Source organism: Marinobacter changyiensis, assembly GCF_009193265.1.
In the GTDB taxonomy this organism is placed as follows: domain Bacteria; phylum Pseudomonadota; class Gammaproteobacteria; order Pseudomonadales; family Oleiphilaceae; genus Marinobacter; species Marinobacter changyiensis.
This window is the reverse complement of sequence record NZ_VZZZ01000001.1, coordinates 665,711-681,383: the sequence shown is the minus strand read 5'-3', so window position 1 is coordinate 681,383 and position 15,673 is coordinate 665,711. Positions and strand designations below refer to the sequence as shown.

Annotated in this window: 18 protein-coding genes; 7 read left to right on the top strand and 11 right to left on the bottom strand. The window is 57.6% G+C overall.

The features are described 5' to 3' along the window. The first annotated feature begins 21 nt into the window (after positions 1-21). On the top strand, positions 22-510 hold the full coding sequence (locus F6Y09_RS03335; RefSeq protein WP_152205480.1) for an asparaginase domain-containing protein: 489 nt from the start codon (positions 22-24) through the stop codon (positions 508-510). Here the strand turns inward: F6Y09_RS03335 and F6Y09_RS03330 are convergent. Both F6Y09_RS03330 and F6Y09_RS03325 read right to left on the bottom strand, forming a co-directional pair. Beyond that, positions 499-1,191 carry a pseudouridine synthase gene (locus F6Y09_RS03330; protein ID WP_152205479.1) on the bottom strand — a complete coding sequence of 231 codons (693 nt, stop codon included), beginning with the start codon at positions 1,189-1,191 and terminating at the stop codon, positions 499-501. The genes F6Y09_RS03335 and F6Y09_RS03330 overlap by 12 nt on opposite strands. Before the next feature lie 2 nt (positions 1,192-1,193). Continuing rightward, positions 1,194-2,240, bottom strand: a complete 1,047-nt coding sequence (locus tag F6Y09_RS03325) for a metal-dependent hydrolase (protein ID WP_152205478.1) — start codon at positions 2,238-2,240, stop codon at positions 1,194-1,196. Between the two features lie 38 nt (positions 2,241-2,278). Between F6Y09_RS03325 and arfB the strand changes: the two genes are divergently transcribed. Next, complete coding sequence (gene arfB, locus F6Y09_RS03320; protein WP_152205477.1) at positions 2,279-2,692, top strand: alternative ribosome rescue aminoacyl-tRNA hydrolase ArfB; 414 nt, start codon at positions 2,279-2,281, stop codon at positions 2,690-2,692. Here the strand turns inward: arfB and F6Y09_RS03315 are convergent. The 6 genes from F6Y09_RS03315 to F6Y09_RS03290 form a co-directional block, all read right to left on the bottom strand. Beyond that, complete coding sequence (locus F6Y09_RS03315; RefSeq protein ID WP_246180344.1) at positions 2,689-3,876, bottom strand: lytic murein transglycosylase; 1,188 nt, start codon at positions 3,874-3,876, stop codon at positions 2,689-2,691. The two genes, arfB and F6Y09_RS03315, sit on opposite strands and share 4 nt — an antisense overlap. A 203-nt stretch (positions 3,877-4,079) precedes the next feature. Beyond that, positions 4,080-5,399, bottom strand: a complete 1,320-nt coding sequence (gene phoR / locus F6Y09_RS03310) for a phosphate regulon sensor histidine kinase PhoR (RefSeq protein ID WP_152205476.1) — start codon at positions 5,397-5,399, stop codon at positions 4,080-4,082. Between the two features lie 43 nt (positions 5,400-5,442). Then, positions 5,443-6,138 (bottom strand): phosphate regulon transcriptional regulator PhoB, encoded by a 696-nt coding sequence (gene phoB, locus F6Y09_RS03305; protein ID WP_152205475.1) that lies wholly within the window; start codon positions 6,136-6,138, stop codon positions 5,443-5,445. 115 nt (positions 6,139-6,253) lie between these two features. Continuing rightward, a complete protein-coding gene (ubiA, locus tag F6Y09_RS03300; protein ID WP_152205474.1) occupies positions 6,254-7,141 on the bottom strand; it encodes a 4-hydroxybenzoate octaprenyltransferase in 888 nt (295 codons plus the stop codon). A gap of 63 nt (positions 7,142-7,204) precedes the next feature. Next, on the bottom strand, positions 7,205-7,765 hold the full coding sequence (locus F6Y09_RS03295; RefSeq protein WP_152205473.1) for a chorismate--pyruvate lyase family protein: 561 nt from the start codon (positions 7,763-7,765) through the stop codon (positions 7,205-7,207). Continuing rightward, positions 7,746-8,303, bottom strand: coding sequence for a hypoxanthine-guanine phosphoribosyltransferase (locus tag F6Y09_RS03290; protein ID WP_152205472.1), 558 nt, complete (start codon positions 8,301-8,303; stop codon positions 7,746-7,748). The genes F6Y09_RS03295 and F6Y09_RS03290 overlap by 20 nt, the downstream gene beginning before the upstream one ends. Before the next feature lie 202 nt (positions 8,304-8,505). Here F6Y09_RS03290 and rd point away from each other — a divergent pair, with 202 nt between their 5' ends. Then, the gene (gene rd / locus F6Y09_RS03285; RefSeq protein WP_152205471.1) at positions 8,506-8,673 is read left to right on the top strand and encodes a rubredoxin; all 168 of its coding nucleotides are present in this window, start codon (positions 8,506-8,508) and stop codon (positions 8,671-8,673) included. Positions 8,674-8,697: 24 nt separating this feature from the next. Further along, the gene (locus F6Y09_RS03280) at positions 8,698-9,852 is read left to right on the top strand and encodes an NAD(P)/FAD-dependent oxidoreductase (protein ID WP_152205470.1); all 1,155 of its coding nucleotides are present in this window, start codon (positions 8,698-8,700) and stop codon (positions 9,850-9,852) included. A gap of 10 nt (positions 9,853-9,862) precedes the next feature. Here F6Y09_RS03280 and F6Y09_RS03275 read toward each other — a convergent pair whose 3' ends face one another. Next, positions 9,863-10,324, bottom strand: a complete 462-nt coding sequence (locus F6Y09_RS03275; RefSeq protein ID WP_152205469.1) for a hypothetical protein — start codon at positions 10,322-10,324, stop codon at positions 9,863-9,865. Between the two features lie 64 nt (positions 10,325-10,388). On the opposite strand from F6Y09_RS03275, the gene F6Y09_RS03270 reads away from it, so the two are divergent. Continuing rightward, positions 10,389-11,252, top strand: a complete 864-nt coding sequence (locus F6Y09_RS03270) for an acyl-CoA thioesterase (protein ID WP_152205468.1) — start codon at positions 10,389-10,391, stop codon at positions 11,250-11,252. A 44-nt stretch (positions 11,253-11,296) separates the two neighbouring features. On the opposite strand, the gene F6Y09_RS03265 is transcribed toward F6Y09_RS03270, so the two are convergent. After that, the gene (locus F6Y09_RS03265) at positions 11,297-11,746 is read right to left on the bottom strand and encodes a flavodoxin (protein WP_152205467.1); all 450 of its coding nucleotides are present in this window, start codon (positions 11,744-11,746) and stop codon (positions 11,297-11,299) included. Between the two features lie 212 nt (positions 11,747-11,958). Here F6Y09_RS03265 and F6Y09_RS03260 point away from each other — a divergent pair, with 212 nt between their 5' ends. Continuing rightward, entirely contained in the window at positions 11,959-13,521 is a 1,563-nt protein-coding gene (locus F6Y09_RS03260) for an inorganic phosphate transporter (protein WP_152205466.1), read from the top strand. A gap of 95 nt (positions 13,522-13,616) precedes the next feature. After that, positions 13,617-13,883: a hypothetical protein gene (locus F6Y09_RS03255; RefSeq protein WP_152205465.1), complete on the top strand. Its 267-nt coding sequence runs from the start codon at positions 13,617-13,619 to the stop codon at positions 13,881-13,883. Here F6Y09_RS03255 and panP read toward each other — a convergent pair. Continuing rightward, positions 13,880-15,556 (bottom strand): pyridoxal-dependent aspartate 1-decarboxylase PanP, encoded by a 1,677-nt coding sequence (gene panP, locus F6Y09_RS03250; RefSeq protein WP_152205464.1) that lies wholly within the window; start codon positions 15,554-15,556, stop codon positions 13,880-13,882. The two genes, F6Y09_RS03255 and panP, sit on opposite strands and share 4 nt — an antisense overlap. Positions 15,557-15,673: the final 117 nt, after the last annotated feature.

The following is a 15,673-nucleotide window of genomic DNA, read 5'->3' as shown; positions in this document are numbered from 1 at the left end:
CAGCCGAGGAGTCATTCCTTTATGATCCAGGTATTCACCACCGGTGGCACGATTGACAAGGTCTACTTTGATGCCAACAGCGAATTCAAGATTGGTGAGTCGTTGTTGAATGAACTGCTGGCCGAGGCCAACATTACCGGAAAATACAATGTCGCGGGGCTGCTGTGCAAGGACAGCCTGGACCTGACCGACAATGACCGCTACCTGATCCTGCAAGCGGTGGAGCGATGCACCGCGGGTCGCATCCTGATCACCCATGGTACCGACACCATGCCGGACACCGCATCAGTATTGGCCAGTGTAAGCAGCAAGACCATTGTGCTCACCGGCGCCATGCAACCTGCCCGAATGCGTCGCAGCGATGCGGTGTTCAACATCGGGTTCGCCTGGGCGGCGGCCAGTCTGCTACCTGCTGGGGTCTATATCGCGATGAACGGTGAAGTGTTCGAAGCGGGCACAGTCCGGAAAAACCTCAAGGCCCAGCGTTTCGAGCGCACCTCAGCAGACTGACTGAATCTCCTGCCCGGTCAGTGGACGACTTTCGCCGGGTGCAAGCGCCGGGTCCAGCCGAATCGCGCCGATTTGCAACCGGTGCAACGCCACTACATGGTTTCCTACTGCCGCCATCATCCGTTTGACCTGGTGGTAGCGACCTTCGGTAATCGCCAACTCGATGACTGTTTCCGCGACCGCTACCACCCGGGCGGGTCGGGTTTGCCTGGCGTCATTGTGCAGTTGCAGGCCAGTTTCGATGGCTTGTTCCGCTTCCGCTGTCATGGGCTCGGCCAGCTCGACCCGATAGATTTTTTCGCACTCCACTTTTGGCGACGTTACCCGGTGCGACCATTGGCCGTCGGTGGTCAGCAGAACCAGGCCTGTAGTATCGATATCCAGCCGCCCGGCAACGTGAAGATTGCTGCGCTGGTCGGCGGGCAACAGGCTGAGCACCGTCAGGTGGTCACGGTCGGTCGTTGCGCTGACCACACCTGCGGGCTTGTTCAGCATCAGATACCGCTCGCCGGGCAATGATAGCGGCTGTCCCCGGAGCGTGATGTGTTGTCCGGTAGCGACATGATGTGCTGCCTGTCGGCAGGGTTGGCCATCAATGCGAACCTGCCCGCGGCTGATCGCCTGCTTGGCGTCTTTTCGTGACATGGCCGTAGCGTTGGCCAGATAGTAGTCCAGTCGCATGGTCAGCTGCAGTGGTCTCCGAGTTGTCTGGTTTCCAGGGTCGCCAGACAGAGGATTGGAGCCCGCCCTGAAGCTCGTTCCCACAACGCAGTAAACAGACCCGCCCGAATAGTCGGCCTCGGGTTTTGATAGCTGGTTACCGGTAACCATTGCACGGTGTCTGAATCCGTTTCCACAGCCTCCGCCAGGATAAAGGTGAATGGGTGCGCCCCTGGCACCCCGAGACGGATATCGGTGACCGCCAGCTGGCGGTCGGAAATTGAATAGGCCAGAAACCCGCGGGTAAACCAGATCAGGCGGCGGCCTTCAGGCAGACCCATGGTGGCTTCTGCCAGTTCAGGATGGTGGGGAAATCGCTCCACACTCAGGGGGATGTCGCCATCCAGAAAACCCGTCACGATTTCCAGCCGTTCATCCGCGGCCATCACCGTAACTCGCCAGAGTAAGGTGTTAAGCGGCATCGGCTGCACCAGTATGGGGGCATCTACAAGTCCCTCAGCCGCCAGGGTCGCTTCCACCTTCTGGCTGATGGCGTGCTGGGCGAACAGAGTCCAGCCCAGATACAAGGTTGACACGGTCAGCCCTGTACACGCTGCCTTTATCTGATCGGGACGCCACAGTGTCCAGATGACCGCAAACAGCAGCGGCAGGGTGTAAAGCGGGTCGATAATAAAAATGCTGTTAATCGCCACCGGCGGGCCAAAAGGCCAGAATAACTGGGTGCCATAGGTGGTGAAAGCGTCCAGCAGCGGATGGGTAAGCAGGATCAGCAAGGTGAAGGCGAGCCATCGCTGATAAGATAATACCGGTCGCCAGCGATGAAACAGCCAGGCCAGCACGGCAGCAAGTGGAGTCAGTATCAACAGGGAATGACTGAAACCCCGGTGCTGAGTGAAATTGGCGACAGCGGAGCCATAATCGATCAGCACGTCCATATCCGGTACAGTGCCCAGCAGCGCACCACCCAGTATGGCTGACCGACCCAGAGTTTTGCCGGCGACCGCACTGCCCAGTGCCGCTCCAAGGGCCGCTTGTGTGATTGAATCCATAAGGTTGGCTCAACAACAGAGAATAAGGTTTAGTGATTATGCTCAGAATTACGGATCAGATCACGATTCCCGAAGCTGAAATCGAATTTCAGGCGATCCGGGCCCAGGGCGCCGGGGGTCAGAACGTTAACAAAGTATCCTCGGCCCTGCATATCCGGTTCGATATTGCCGCATCTTCACTGCCGGAGTTTCTCAAGCAGCGGCTGCTGGAGCGCAAGGACAGCAGGATCTCCGGCGATGGGGTGTTGATTATCAAGGCCCAGCAGTTTCGCAGCCAGGAAAAGAACCGGGCTGAGGGGCTGGAGCGGTTGAAGGCATTCATCGAGGAGGCGTTGGTTGTCCAGAAAGCACGCCGGGCGACACGCCCGACCCTGGGCGCGCGTAAACGGCGCATAGAGAACAAAAAACAGCGGGGCCAGAAAAAGGCCCTGCGTGGCAAGGTGGATACCTAACCAGGTTTCGCTGCGAGCTGAATATCCATCGCGCGAAATACCTCGGCACTCGGGTAGCCATCAGCGATCATATTTTCTCCGGCCTGGAACTGTCGGATGGCCGAACGGGTGGCTGGACCAAGGATGCCGTCCGGCTTACCCGGATCAAAGCCCTGGGTGACCAGGGCGGCCTGCAGTGCTTCAATATCAGCCCTGGATAAATTTGGCGTATCGGTGGGCGGCGGATTCTGCAATCCACCGGCGCCAGCGATACGGTCTGCCAAGTGGCCGACGGCAATAGCGTAAAACTCCGAACGGTTCCAGCCCATGATCACATTGAAATTGTCGTAAGCAAGAAAGGCGGGCCCTTCATGGCCGGCAGGCACCACGAGGCCCGCTGCAATATCCTCGGCTGGCAAAAGATTACCGAAGGCGTCGGTGATGTTCATCTGACGCCAATCTTTCAGTGGCCGCTTTTTACCATCCGCCAGTGCATAATCAAAATCTTCCGGCAGCAGCACTTCGCGGCCCCAGCGGTAGTCTTTGTCCCAGCCAAGATCGTTCAGAAAGGTGCCAGCGGACATCAGGGCGTCATCCAGACTGTTCCACAAATCCCGCTTGCCATCGTTGTCTGCATCGACGGCATAACGCAGAAAGACCGAAGGCATGAATTGCACGTGCCCCATGGCGCCCGCCCAGGAACCCTCCATCTGTTCAACGGAGATAGCGCCCTCATCGACAATTTTCAGGGCGGCGATCAGTTCGCCGGTAAAATATTCGCTGCGCCGCTCGTCACAGGCCAGAGTGGTCAGCGAGTTGGGCACGGACATCTTGCCGAAGTAGCTGCCAAAATTGGTTTCCAGACCCCAGAAAGCAAGCAGGTAAGCCGGTGGTACACCGGTTTCGCGGGTTACCCGCTCCAGCAAGTCGCGGTGCTCCTGCATTAACTCGCGGCCCTGACTGATGCGGCTATCGTTCACCCGGCGGTTAAGGTAGTCGGCGAAGGTGGTGGTGAATTCGGGTTGGCGCTGGTCAAGTTCGATGACCCTGTCCTGATGCTCGGTTGTTGCCATCACCTGTTCAGCGGTGGCCCTGGACACGCCCTCAGCGATGGCCTTCTCGGTCAGGTCGGCGACACATTGCTGGAAGTTATCCGGGGCTTGAGCGTGGGCCATGCCAGACATGAGCGCCGCAGTCAGGCCCATGCCGAGCATGGTTTTGCGATTAAACGACCAGTGAAGACCGGGTGGTAGTTTGTTCTGCACGTAAACCTCTATTCGGGGCGAAGGGCGTAGAGGGCCATGGTAGCCTGTTTCAAGGGCGGTCTGGGAAATTTTCAGTGCCACGAGAGTGACATTTCCTTAAGAAAGCAGGGCACGATTCACTTCCGGCCAGAGTTGACGTTTGACTATGCCGGACCGGTTTCCTCAAGATGTTCGGCGATGCGCTCGCGGGGAAAGTGACAGGTAAATTCACTGCCCTGGCCCGGGCCACTCTTGATTTCGAGACTGCCATCGTGATTCAACAGCACATGTTTGACGATGGCGAGACCCAGGCCGGTGCCGCCGGTTTGCTGGTGGCGGCTGGGATCCGCCCGATAAAAACGTTCCGTGAGCCTCGGTATGTGTACCGGGTCAATGCCGATACCGGTGTCCTTGACTGACAGATGTGCACCATGGCGGTCGGCGGTCCAGGTTACCTTGATATGACCTCCGGCAGGCGTGTATTTGACGGCGTTGAAAATAAGGTTCGAAAACGCACTTCGAAGCTGCCCCTCATCACCTTTCAGAAAACTGCGTTCTCCGATCTCAACGCTGAAGGTATGTTGCTTGTCACCGCTCAACGCTTTGGCGTCAGCACAGATGTGGTTCACCATCGCCTGAATGTCGACGACGTCGGCATTCACCAGTTGCTCGCCGGTTTCCAGTTTGGACAACAGGATAAGGTCGGTGATCAGCGCTTCCATCCGTGATGATTGCTGCGCCATGGTGTTGATCGCACGGCGCCATTTGGGAGGGAGATCATCGGCGTTGTCCACCATGGTTTCGAGGTAGCCGCTGATCACTGTGAGCGGTGTTCGCATTTCATGGGAAACGTTGCCGACGAAGTCGCGCCGCATTTGCTCAAGCTGGAACAGGCGGGTGACGTCCTTGGCGACAATCAACCGGTCGTCATCACCGAACAGGCTGATCTGGATCTGCAGGTGAATGTGGGGTTTGGCCGGAGAGTTCAGTTCCAATGGCTCCCGGTAATCGCGGGCGTCGAAATAGGCTTTAAAAGAGGGGTGGCGAATCAGGTTGTGAACATACTGGCCCCGGTCGGTCTGACGCCGGAACCCGAGCAGGTGGTCGGCTGAACCATTCCACCATTCCATCCGGCCCTGGGCGTCGGTCATGACGACACCGTCCCGCATGGCATTGGTGGACTCCTGAACCCGGTTCACCGAGGCTTGCAACCGGTCCCGGGTGCGCAGATGGTCCCGGTGCAGCCGGTGCAGGTTATCGAAAATATTGCCCCATAACCCGATGCTCTCGGGCGCTTCGTCACCGGCATCCGGGTGGGCGAGCCAGTGGTGCAGCTTGCGGATCTGAGCAAGGGTCCAGACCAGGTATATCGCCAGGCCTGCCATTAATCCTGCCGATGGATAACCGAAGAAAAGGCCGATGCCTGTGGTTGTGATCAGCAAAACGACAATCAGGCGCAGATAACGCGTCCAGCTGTGCTGCATGGGTCAGTCCGTCTGTTAGAAAAGAAACGGCTAACAGAGGGTTTCAGGCAGCTCGCGTGGAGAATCGATAGCCCGTACCTCTGACCGTCTGGATCAGGTGATCGTATTGGTTTCCGAGGGCTTTGCGCAAGCGCCGGATGTGGACGTCCACGGTGCGTTCCTCAACATAGACATTGCCACCCCAGACCTGATCCAGCAGTTGGGAGCGGGTATAAACCCGTTCCTGATGAGTCATGAAAAACTGCAGCAAGCGATACTCGGTCGGGCCGATAGTCAGGGCGCCATTGTTTTGTGTGCTGACCCGGTGGCCAATCGGGTCGAGGGTCAGACCGTCGACTTCAATCGGGGTTTCCACGCCAGCCGGTGTCGCTCGCCTGAGCACCGCTTTGAGGCGGGCAACCAGCTCCCGGGGCGAGAAAGGCTTGGTGATGTAGTCGTCAGCGCCAACCTCGAGGCCCTGGATCTTGTTATCTTCTTCCACCTTGGCGGTCAGCATGATAATCGGAATCTCGGCGGTGGCCTCGTCCCGTTTCAGGCGTCTCGCCAATTCAACGCCACTGGTGCCGGGCAGCATCCAGTCGAGCAGAATCAGATCGGGGTGTTTATCAACAATCAGCGCGTGTGCTTCTCTGGCATCCGCTGCCTCAAGGTAGTCATAATCTGCCATTTCGAGGGCGACGGCGATCATTTCGCGGATCGACGCTTCGTCATCAACAATCAGGACAGTTTTTCCAGACATGAGAATTAACCTGTATCAGACCGATGTTTGTTGCTGTCTCATTACAGCCCGGAAGTGTTACAAGTATATGACAGTTCACTTGTAAAACATGACAGACCACTCGCCAAAAGATCATTCACCAAAAAAGCGTGTCCAAGAATAATCCGGCGAATACCGCAAAACCCGCCCAGTTATTATTCAGGAAAGCTTTGAAGCAAGCTTCTCGTTCCCGGTCTCTCGCCAGATACTGCTGGTAGACAAACAGGCATGCCATGACAATCACCCCGAGATAATAAAAGGCGCCAAGTCCCGCCTGCTGGCCTACCAGCAGCAGGATCAGAATGACCAGGGCCTGAAGTACCGCGATAATGGCCTTGTCGCCGTCGCCAAACAGGATGGCGGTGGATTTAACGCCTATTGTCAGATCATCGTCGCGGTCCACCATGGCATAAAAGGTGTCGTAGGCTACGGTCCAGAGCACATTGGCGGTAAACAGCAACCACGCCAGGTTGGTCAATTCGCCGGTTTCAGCCGCCCACGCCATGGGAATGGCCCAGGAAAACGCGGCACCCAGGAAAAGCTGGGGCAAATGGGTGTGGCGTTTCATGAAGGGGTAGATAAAGGCCAGCAACAGGCCCCCGAATGAAAGGTAAAGCGTCAATGTATTGGTGAGGAAGATCACCATCAGGAAGGCCAACAGAGCCAGGCCGAGAAACAGCGCGACCGCTTCTTTGGGCTTGACCCGTCCGGAAGCAAGCGGGCGGTCACGGGTTCGCTTTACATGGCCATCGACCTTGCGATCGGCAAAGTCATTGATGGCGCAGCCTGCAGCTCGCATTAAAAACACACCCAGCGTAAAGACCAGCAGATTGGTGATGCCGGGAACACCATCTGCCGCCAGCCATAGTGCCCAGTACGTTGGCCATAGCAACAGCAAGCTTCCGATCGGCCGGTTCAGACGCAGCAGTATGGCGTAGTCGATGAGCCGAACCTGGAGGTGGGAAGGTAAAAAATCGGGTTTCATAAAGGGTCCGGTCAGTCGCTGGGTTAATGGCAGGCTGTCAGGAGTATAGCGGTGTGAGAATAGTCACAAAACCGCAGGCAGGAAGTATTCTCCCACCAGCAGCGCCGCGCCGCCGGAATAAAACCGGGATCGTCGTGCGACCAAGGGCTGATTGCCGTTGGCACCGGGGTGACACAAGCCGGTCTGGAACGGCCCCCGCTGCCATTCCGGGCGACTGAACAGATAGGCACCCAGCGGTTTGCGTCCCAGGTGGCGCAGGCGGCGCCCCCGGCCGGCCAGAGTAGCCCGGGGAATGATCGTGCGAGCCATGACCCAGGGCTGGCCATCCCCGCAAAGCTGAACTTCCCTTATCCAGGCAACCTGGCGCGGCGGGATGCCCAGAGTGCGGGCCTCTTCCAGCGTCGGCAGCGCAAAGCCCTCGTCAAGAACATCCACATGAAATCGTTCCCGACAACGCACCTGCAGGGCACGGGTCAGGGAGCCTTCCAGCGTTAGCCAATAACGCGCGCCACCTCGTGGCAGCGGACTGTTCAATGCCGCTGAGATCAGCGACGGGTACCACCGGGTCGGGGGGATCCTTTGATGGGCGCGTGAGGCCGCCGGATTAAAGCCCTTTGACGGCATAGATCCCCGGCGCGTTGCGCCAGTATCCCTTGTAGTCCATGCCAAAGCCGAACAGAAAGCGGTCTTCTACTTCCAGGCCGGTAAAATCCGCTTTCAGTCCGGGGCGGGCTTTGCGATCGTGCTGTTTGTCTACCAATACGGCGGTTAGCACTTCTTTTGCGCCCTGGGCCCGGCAATAGTCACCAATGGCCTCCAGAGTGGTGCCTTCATCGAGAATGTCATCAACGATCAGCACGGTCCGGTCATGGAAGTTCGCATCCGGCTTGAGCTTCCATTCAAGGATGCCGCCGGTAGTTTCCTGACGGTAGCGGGTCGCGTGGAGGTATTCGGCCTGAACCGGAAACTTCAGCTGAGGCAGCAGTTGACCGGTCAGAATCAGCCCGCCGTTCATGACGCAGAACAACAAAGGGTTGCTGCCGCTCAGGCGCTCGGTGATGGCACTGGCCATTGACTGGATGGCAGCGTTAACCTGTTGCTCGCTGACCAGGCAGTCTGCTTCTGCAAACACCTGGTTCAACTCATCGACGGTGTCGGTCATAGTGATCTGATCCTGTCGTAAAACGGCGGATTATACCGAAGCGTGCCCCAGGAAGGGAGGGGGTGGCCTAAATGGAGGAGGCTGAGCGTCGGCACCGGCATTGGTCAATCACCGAACAATGCGTATCATAGGCCTCCCGTATTTTTGATAACGATCCTTTATAATCATGATCGCACTCACTCCGGGTGTGTGGAGGTTTCTGATGAAGAAGTGGCAGTGTGTGGTTTGTGGCTGGATTTACGATGAAGCTCAGGGCTGGCCGGAAGATGGTATTGCGCCGGGCACCGAATGGGATGACGTGCCCGAGGACTGGGTTTGTCCTGACTGCGGCGTGGGTAAAGAAGACTTCGAAATGATTGAAATTGGCTAATCAAAATCCTCAGGAGCGCAGTCTATGAGCGCGGATGCCCCCATAATCATTATAGGTACCGGACTTTCCGGCTATTCCCTGGCGCGGGAAATCCGCAAGCAGGATAAGGAGGCAGCGGTCATGATGATTACCGCTGATGATGGCCATAGTTACTCCAAGCCCATGCTCTCCACTGGTTTCACCAAAGGCAAGGAAGCGGATGAGCTTGCTCAGGCCACCTCCGGCGGCATGGTCGAGCAGCTGGGCATTGAGCTCCGTACTCACACTACGGTGACCGGCATTGATGCCGATGCCCATGAGGTGTGTATCGGTGAGGAGCGGCTGGCGTATTCCAGCCTGGTACTGGCTTGGGGTGCCGATGTGATCCGGCTGACAATCCCGGGTGAGGGACAGGAACATATCCATTCCATAAACGACCTGATGGACTACCGCGCTTTTCGCAAGGACCTGGCCGGTCGAAAGCGCGTAGCGATTATGGGTGCCGGGCTGATCGGCTGTGAGTTCGCCAATGACCTGCGCAACGGCGACTACGAAGTGGATGTGATTGCGCCCTCGGATACCCTGATGCCCGGCTTGTTGCCACCGGAAGCGGCCGATGCGGTAATGGACGGCTTGACCGACATTGGCGTCAACTTTCATCTCGAAACCGTGGTTGAGCGAATTGAAAAACGAGGCGAAGGCGTCAGGCTGACGTTGTCCGATGGTAATATTGTGAACTCGGACCTTGTGATTTCGGCTGTGGGGCTGAGGCCTCGCGTTGATCTGGCTCGCGCGGCCGGCCTTAAGGTCAATCGGGGTATCGAGGTGAATCGGGCCCTTGAGACCAGCGCTAAGGACATTTATGCACTGGGGGATTGTGCCGAGGTGGATGGCCACGTGCTGATGTACGTTTTGCCGCTGATGGCCTGTGCCCGGGCGTTGGCGAAAACCCTTCTGGGCGAGCGTACCGAGATCCGTTACGGCACCATGCCCGTGATGGTCAAGACCCCCTGCTGTCCAACAGCGGTGTGTCCACCACCGAAAGATGCGGCCGGCGAGTGGAAAATCGAACGTACCGGTAACAGTGTCAAGGCGCTGTTTGTCGGCGAAGGAGGCGAAACCCTCGGGTTTGCCGTCACCGGGGACTTCGCCATGGAAAAACAGGCACTATCGAAAGAAGTGCCGCCCATTCACGGTTAGTGGTTTCGCCTCAGAACCGGTATTCGATGCCGAAATCAATCCGGTAGTTCAGGCCCTGTAAGGCGTCGGGCAGATTTTCCAGACCGGGAGGTGGTGCAGCGGAGCTGGCAAGGCTGGCGTCTTGCTGGCCCTGGGCAAGCTTAACTGCGGTGCGGGAGTCCTGGTAGCTTTCAGCCCGTCCGGTGCCAACAGCCGGGTCCATGAACTGCCAGCCATGAGCGGATGTGCGGGCGTCTTCAGGCCATTCGGCTTTCGGTAGCACCACTGGCGATGGTGGTTGCTCACATTCGCGAACGGGAGGCTGCTCCGGGGTCTGCCGCACCATGGTGCTGTCCCGGCGGGGCTCATAACGCCATTCCATCGCTGCCGCTGTCGCGGCCTGTACGCTGCAAGTCACCACCAGCAGCACGGCCGGCAAGCTGAAGGCTTTTGCCTGTGGTTTTATGCCGGTCGCCGTTGAATGTATCGTCATTGCACCAGAGCATGCTCTGGGGTAGAACAACGTACCCTTTAATAAGCTACACACAGGAGCAGGCATGCTGGACGTCACCAGAAAACTGGTTGAGTTGCTGGATATCGCCCCGGTCGGAGACGATCATTTTCAGGGTGAAAGCGAAGATCTGGGGTTCCCCAATGTGTTTGGTGGTCAGGTGTTGGGCCAGGCCCTGATGGCTGCAAGCCGGACCGTCGAGTCCCGGTTGCCGCATTCCATGCACGCTTACTTTCTGCGCCCCGGGAATCACCGCCTGCCCATTGATTATGAGGTTCAGCGCGTTCGGGACGGTGGCAGCTTCACCGTCCGGCGTGTGATTGCCCGGCAAGAGGGCAAGGAAATCCTCACCGGCTCGGTATCTTTCCAGATTGCAGAAGATGGCTATGAGCATCAGATGGCTATGCCTCCGGCACCAGATGTAGATGGCCTCAAGTCTGAGCAGGAGTATAGCGAGATGCTCCGGCCCTACATACCCGAAGGACTGCAACAGTTGCTTACGCGGCAACGACCTATTGAGATTCGTCCGGTTAATCCGGTCAATCCGCTAAAGCCGGAGCCGCGGCCTCCGCAGAAACAAAGCTGGCTCCGTGCCCAGGGGGAGTTGCCGGATGACCCCGTGTTGCATCGATGCCTGCTGGCCTATGCCTCGGATTTCAGCTTTCTGGGTACCTCGCTGCATCCCCATGGGATCACGTTTATGAGCCCGGATATGCAAGTAGCCAGCCTCGACCATGCTATCTGGTTTCACCGGGATTTTCGCATGGATGACTGGCTGCTCTATGACAAGGACAGCCCGAGTGCTTTTGGCGGGCGGGGGTTCAACCGGGGTAGTTTCTTCACCCGGGATGGAGTGATGGTGGCATCAACTGCTCAGGAGGCGCTCATTCGGCATCGTCCGAAGGCCTGATGGCGCGAGGACTGAGGGCGACCGGTTCACACAATCGGAACGACTCAAGGCAACTGCCGTATCCAGTTTCGTACCCAGGGTAACGCTTCGTCGGCAGGCTCGGTGGTTTCCAGGGCGTCTATGCGCAGGGTTTCACCGACTTTGTGCCCGCCCATTTCCAGCAATACCTCCTCCATCAGGTCACCGGCTCCGCAGAAAGTATCGCCATAGGAGCTGTCACCCAGCACAATGACGCCAAAGGCCCGTCCCGGTTTCAGGGGTAACAGATCCTTGAGCTCCTGGTAAACCGGTAGCAACGTCGGAGGCACCTCGCCCTGGCCGGTGGTGGAGGTGCAAACCAGTAATGGCTCATCGCTTTCGGTCAGATCGTTGAGTACCGGGCTCTCCAATACCGTGAACCGGTGTCCTTCGGATGCCAGCTGCTTGCTGATTTCCCGAGCGGTCAGCAGGGCGCCTCCATAAACGCTGCCAACCAGAATGTGTATTGCTGCCATGCTCGCCCTCGTGCCTGTCGAATAAGTGCGCACATAGTAGCCACCGCGCCAGGCCTGCTCAAGTATATCCGCGTGATGTCGCGGACCGAAACCGCCCTTGCCAGCGATGGGCTTCTGAACCGGTCAGCGGAATGTGACGGCAGCATTCCATTTTTATGACAGAAATCCTATAGTGACGCCCTCAAATACCCCTGAGCGAGCGTTGATCTGATATGGCAAAGACCACCGGTTTCTTCGATAAGGCTCTCACCAGTTCCTCTACTGAACGCTTCCGGCTCGGCATTTGTCTGCTGTTTCTGCTGGGAGTCTGGTTGTATGTGGGGCAAATCAGTGCCGGCACACCGGGCAGCTTGCTGCTGATGGCCGCAGCCGTGATCGGTGGTTACATGGCAATCAACATTGGTGCCAATGATGTGGCCAACAATGTGGGGCCGGCGGTGGGTTCCGGTGCCTTGTCGCTGGGCGCGGCGGTGCTATTGGCTGCTGTCTTTGAAGCCGGTGGTGCCATTATTGCCGGCGGCGACGTGGTGTCGACCATCAAGGGTGGCATCATTGCGGCGGATCGGGTGCCCGACACCGCCAGTTTTGTCTGGCTGATGACCGCAGCTCTGCTCGCTGGCGCCCTATGGCTGAATCTGGCCACCTGGATGGGCGCGCCGGTTTCAACCACGCACTCCATCGTCGGCGGGGTGTTGGGTGCGGGTATTGCCGCAGGTGGCTGGGGCATTGCTGACTGGGGTGTGATGACAGCAATTGTTGCGAGCTGGGTGATATCCCCGGTGTTGGGTGGTGTGTTCGCCGCACTTTTTCTGTTTATCATCAAAAAAACGGTATTGTACCGTCAGGACCTGATCGCTTCGGCCCGCACCTTCGTGCCTTGGCTGGTAAGCATCATGGCCTGGGCTTTTGGCACCTATCTGATGATCAAGGGTGTCAAAAAACTGGTTAAAGTAGATTTTCTGGGTGCCTCTCTGGTCGGTCTCGCGGTGGCGGCGGTGGTTTTTCTGCTGATGCGCACGTTGGTGGGGCGCAAAGCGGCCACCATGGAGAATAATCCGGATGGGGTGAACAGCCTGTTCACCTGGCCGCTGATCTTTGCGGCTGCCCTGCTCAGCTTCGCCCATGGCGCAAACGATGTTGCAAACGCCATCGGTCCGTTGGCGGCGATCAACGATGCCCTGAGCGCCGGCGCTGTGGTCACGTCTGCCAGCATTCCATTCTGGGTCATGATGGTGGGTGCGCTTGGCCTAGGTGTGGGCCTGATGCTGTTTGGCCCGAGGTTGATTAAAACCGTGGGCAGCGAGATCACAGAGCTGGATAAAACCCGCGCTTTCTGTATTGCGCTGTCCGCCGCATTGACAGTGATCATCGCGTCGCAGCTCGGCCTGCCCGTAAGTTCAACCCATATCGCCATCGGCGGTGTGTTTGGTGTCGGTTTCCTGCGCGAGTATCTCAAGTCCAACTACGCAACCCAGATTCACAGCATTATCGAAAAGCACGATGAAGCGGATCTGCAGCGCCTGCAGCCTTTTCTGGACGATTTCCGAAACGCCTCGGTGGAAGAGATGGAAGCTTTGCTGAAGAAGGCGCGGAAGAATAAAGGAGAGCTTCCGCTGTCCAAGTCCGAGCGCAAACGCCTGAAAAAGATCTACCGTGAAGAACTGGTCAAACGCTCACATCTGATACGCATCATTGCGGCCTGGGTCATCACCGTGCCGGCGTCGGCTTCTATGGCGGCGCTGCTGTTTTTCACGCTGCGAGGCCTGTTGCTCTGATTGCAGGGCTGGTCGCGATGGCGTTGAATCCGTCATACTAGACAAATAGTGAGCAGCGCGGTGCTGCCCACACAGAACCATGCCGGGAGTCCAGGATGAGCAGTGCATCAGAAAGCCGCCAGGCGAAAGTGATTGACGAATTAAAGGTCTTTATCAAGAAAGTGTTGAGTGACCCGACCATTGCAGTGAAGTGTGTCGATATTGCCAGAAAACACCGTAACCAACCCAATGCGGATGAACTTATAGCGCGGGAAATCGGCGCCAACACGACGGTCCGTATCCCTGAAAGCTGGAGCGAGGCGGACCGCATGTTTCTGGAAATCCTGCACGACGTGCTTGATGACGAGGAAGCGCTCTACTAAGCCTGGCGAATCTTCGAGTGATGTTCGGTGAGGGTTGCCCGGGCCTGCTGATTGAGTATCTCGATCTCATCCCTGATATTTTCCTCGCCTGCCAGTTCCTGCTGCTCCAGCAGGATATCCCGGAGGATGTCTGTGGTCGTCAGCGGATTGGCCAGGACCACCCGAAACACGATGCAGGGAAAGTGATGGTAGCCGGCAGGCTCGAGCCGGGTCCTTGAAACAAAGGCCTTGCCGTGCTCCCGCTGGGTTTTCTGGATAAACTTGGTGATCCGGTTCAGGCTGGTGTTAAGGCGTTCTGTCTGCTGTGGGTTCGCCACCGCCAGCGCCTGGCGGACAATATCCGGACAATAGCGATAGGTGAGTATGTTCAGTTCGGGCCGGGTGATCAGCTCAAAATCCGGATGGTTATCAATCATCTCCGCAAAGCTCCGGGCTTTGTCGATGCCCAGGTCAATCAATATTTCATACCCTTCCCGCGCCAGAATCTTCAGGCCCGAATGGATCAGCATGGCCATTCCGGGTCGTGAGCCCTCAAGGGTCGTGCTACCCAGGTCCCTGGAGCCTTTCCGGATGATGTATTGGGCGTGATGCTCAACCGCACTTGCCAACGCCGGGTCCCGGAAGACGACCAGGCCCACTCCCATGGGCACATACAGTTGCTTATGGGCGTCAAAAGTCACGGAATCGGCCTTTTCAATACCCTTCATCAGCTGCTTGTGCTGGCGCGAAAACAGGGTTGGCCCGCCCCAGGCGGCATCCACATGAAAATGGGCACCGAACTCCCGGGCAATATCCGCCATGGCATCAAGAGGGTCGATGTTGCCGGTTTCCGTCGTGCCAGCAATACCACAAATAGCCATTACCTTGATTTTCTGTTTCTGCAATGCCAGGCACTTGTCACGCAAGGCATCGGTGTCGATCCGGTTGTCGTTATCGGTATCAACGGCTACCAGACAATCGCGACCCAGCCCCAACACGTCGGCAGCCTTGCGCAGGGAATAGTGACCACGGCGCGACACCACAATAGCAGCGCCCTCGTAACCGTAGTATTTGAGTGCACGGAACAGGCCTTCCTGATGCAGGCCCCGGAAACTGCCTTCTGCCGGGAAGGCGTGGTTGCGAGCCACCCAGAGCGCCGTCAGATTGGCGACGGTGCCCCCTGAGCACATGGCGCCAAGTGCGTGGCGGGGGTCGTGCATCCATTTGCGATAGAAGGCACCATCCTGCTGGTACACGAGACGGTGAATCATGCCCAGAACCTGACGCTCCATGGGCGTAAAGGCTTTGGAGGTCTCGGTTTTGACCAGGTTCTGGTTAAGCGCAATCATGATTTTTGACAGCGGTAGCATGAAGTAGGGCAGCGCCGACGTCATGTGACCGATGAAGCTCGGAGACGCCGTGTGAACCGAGTTGGCTACCAGCTTGTCGAGCAGGAACTGGGCCTGCTCAGACACAAAGATGGGTTTTTCGGGCACGGCGGAATCGGCGAAGTTCTTTTCAACCTCACTCAGGTCGCGTTCGACCGCGACAATATGTTCCTGCAGAAAGCCCGCCAGATTGCGCGAAATATCCTGGTCCACCCGGCTCAGGGTAGAGTCTGGGGCTTCTGGCACCGTGAAGACGCGGTACATTGTCTCAACGGAGGCTTGAGCGGATTTCTTCTTGCCAGTCATATGCGCCACGCACTTTACTGTCGGTGGTATGCCGCAGGGGTCATTTCCCGTGACTCCAACGGTAACATTCAGGAAGAAAGAATTCCTGACTCGATGAAATCCTGTTCCATGATTCCA

Bases quoted from the DNA above. Each gene is read 5' to 3' on its own strand.
- F6Y09_RS03335 (WP_152205480.1), top strand. From the start codon at position 22: ATGATCCAGGTATTCACCACCGGTGGCACGATTGACAAGGTCTACTTT.
- F6Y09_RS03330 (WP_152205479.1), bottom strand. From the start codon at position 1,191: ATGCGACTGGACTACTATCTGGCCAACGCTACGGCCATGTCACGAAAA.
- F6Y09_RS03325 (WP_152205478.1), bottom strand. From the start codon at position 2,240: ATGGATTCAATCACACAAGCGGCCCTTGGAGCGGCACTGGGCAGTGCG.
- arfB (WP_152205477.1), top strand. From the start codon at position 2,279: ATGCTCAGAATTACGGATCAGATCACGATTCCCGAAGCTGAAATCGAA.
- F6Y09_RS03315 (WP_246180344.1), bottom strand. From the start codon at position 3,876: ATGGGCCTGACTGCGGCGCTCATGTCTGGCATGGCCCACGCTCAAGCC.
- phoR (WP_152205476.1), bottom strand. From the start codon at position 5,399: ATGCAGCACAGCTGGACGCGTTATCTGCGCCTGATTGTCGTTTTGCTG.
- phoB (WP_152205475.1), bottom strand. From the start codon at position 6,138: ATGTCTGGAAAAACTGTCCTGATTGTTGATGACGAAGCGTCGATCCGC.
- ubiA (WP_152205474.1), bottom strand. From the start codon at position 7,141: ATGAAACCCGATTTTTTACCTTCCCACCTCCAGGTTCGGCTCATCGAC.
- F6Y09_RS03295 (WP_152205473.1), bottom strand. From the start codon at position 7,765: ATGCCGTCAAAGGGCTTTAATCCGGCGGCCTCACGCGCCCATCAAAGG.
- F6Y09_RS03290 (WP_152205472.1), bottom strand. From the start codon at position 8,303: ATGACCGACACCGTCGATGAGTTGAACCAGGTGTTTGCAGAAGCAGAC.
- rd (WP_152205471.1), top strand. From the start codon at position 8,506: ATGAAGAAGTGGCAGTGTGTGGTTTGTGGCTGGATTTACGATGAAGCT.
- F6Y09_RS03280 (WP_152205470.1), top strand. From the start codon at position 8,698: ATGAGCGCGGATGCCCCCATAATCATTATAGGTACCGGACTTTCCGGC.
- F6Y09_RS03275 (WP_152205469.1), bottom strand. From the start codon at position 10,324: ATGACGATACATTCAACGGCGACCGGCATAAAACCACAGGCAAAAGCC.
- F6Y09_RS03270 (WP_152205468.1), top strand. From the start codon at position 10,389: ATGCTGGACGTCACCAGAAAACTGGTTGAGTTGCTGGATATCGCCCCG.
- F6Y09_RS03265 (WP_152205467.1), bottom strand. From the start codon at position 11,746: ATGGCAGCAATACACATTCTGGTTGGCAGCGTTTATGGAGGCGCCCTG.
- F6Y09_RS03260 (WP_152205466.1), top strand. From the start codon at position 11,959: ATGGCAAAGACCACCGGTTTCTTCGATAAGGCTCTCACCAGTTCCTCT.
- F6Y09_RS03255 (WP_152205465.1), top strand. From the start codon at position 13,617: ATGAGCAGTGCATCAGAAAGCCGCCAGGCGAAAGTGATTGACGAATTA.
- panP (WP_152205464.1), bottom strand. From the start codon at position 15,556: ATGACTGGCAAGAAGAAATCCGCTCAAGCCTCCGTTGAGACAATGTAC.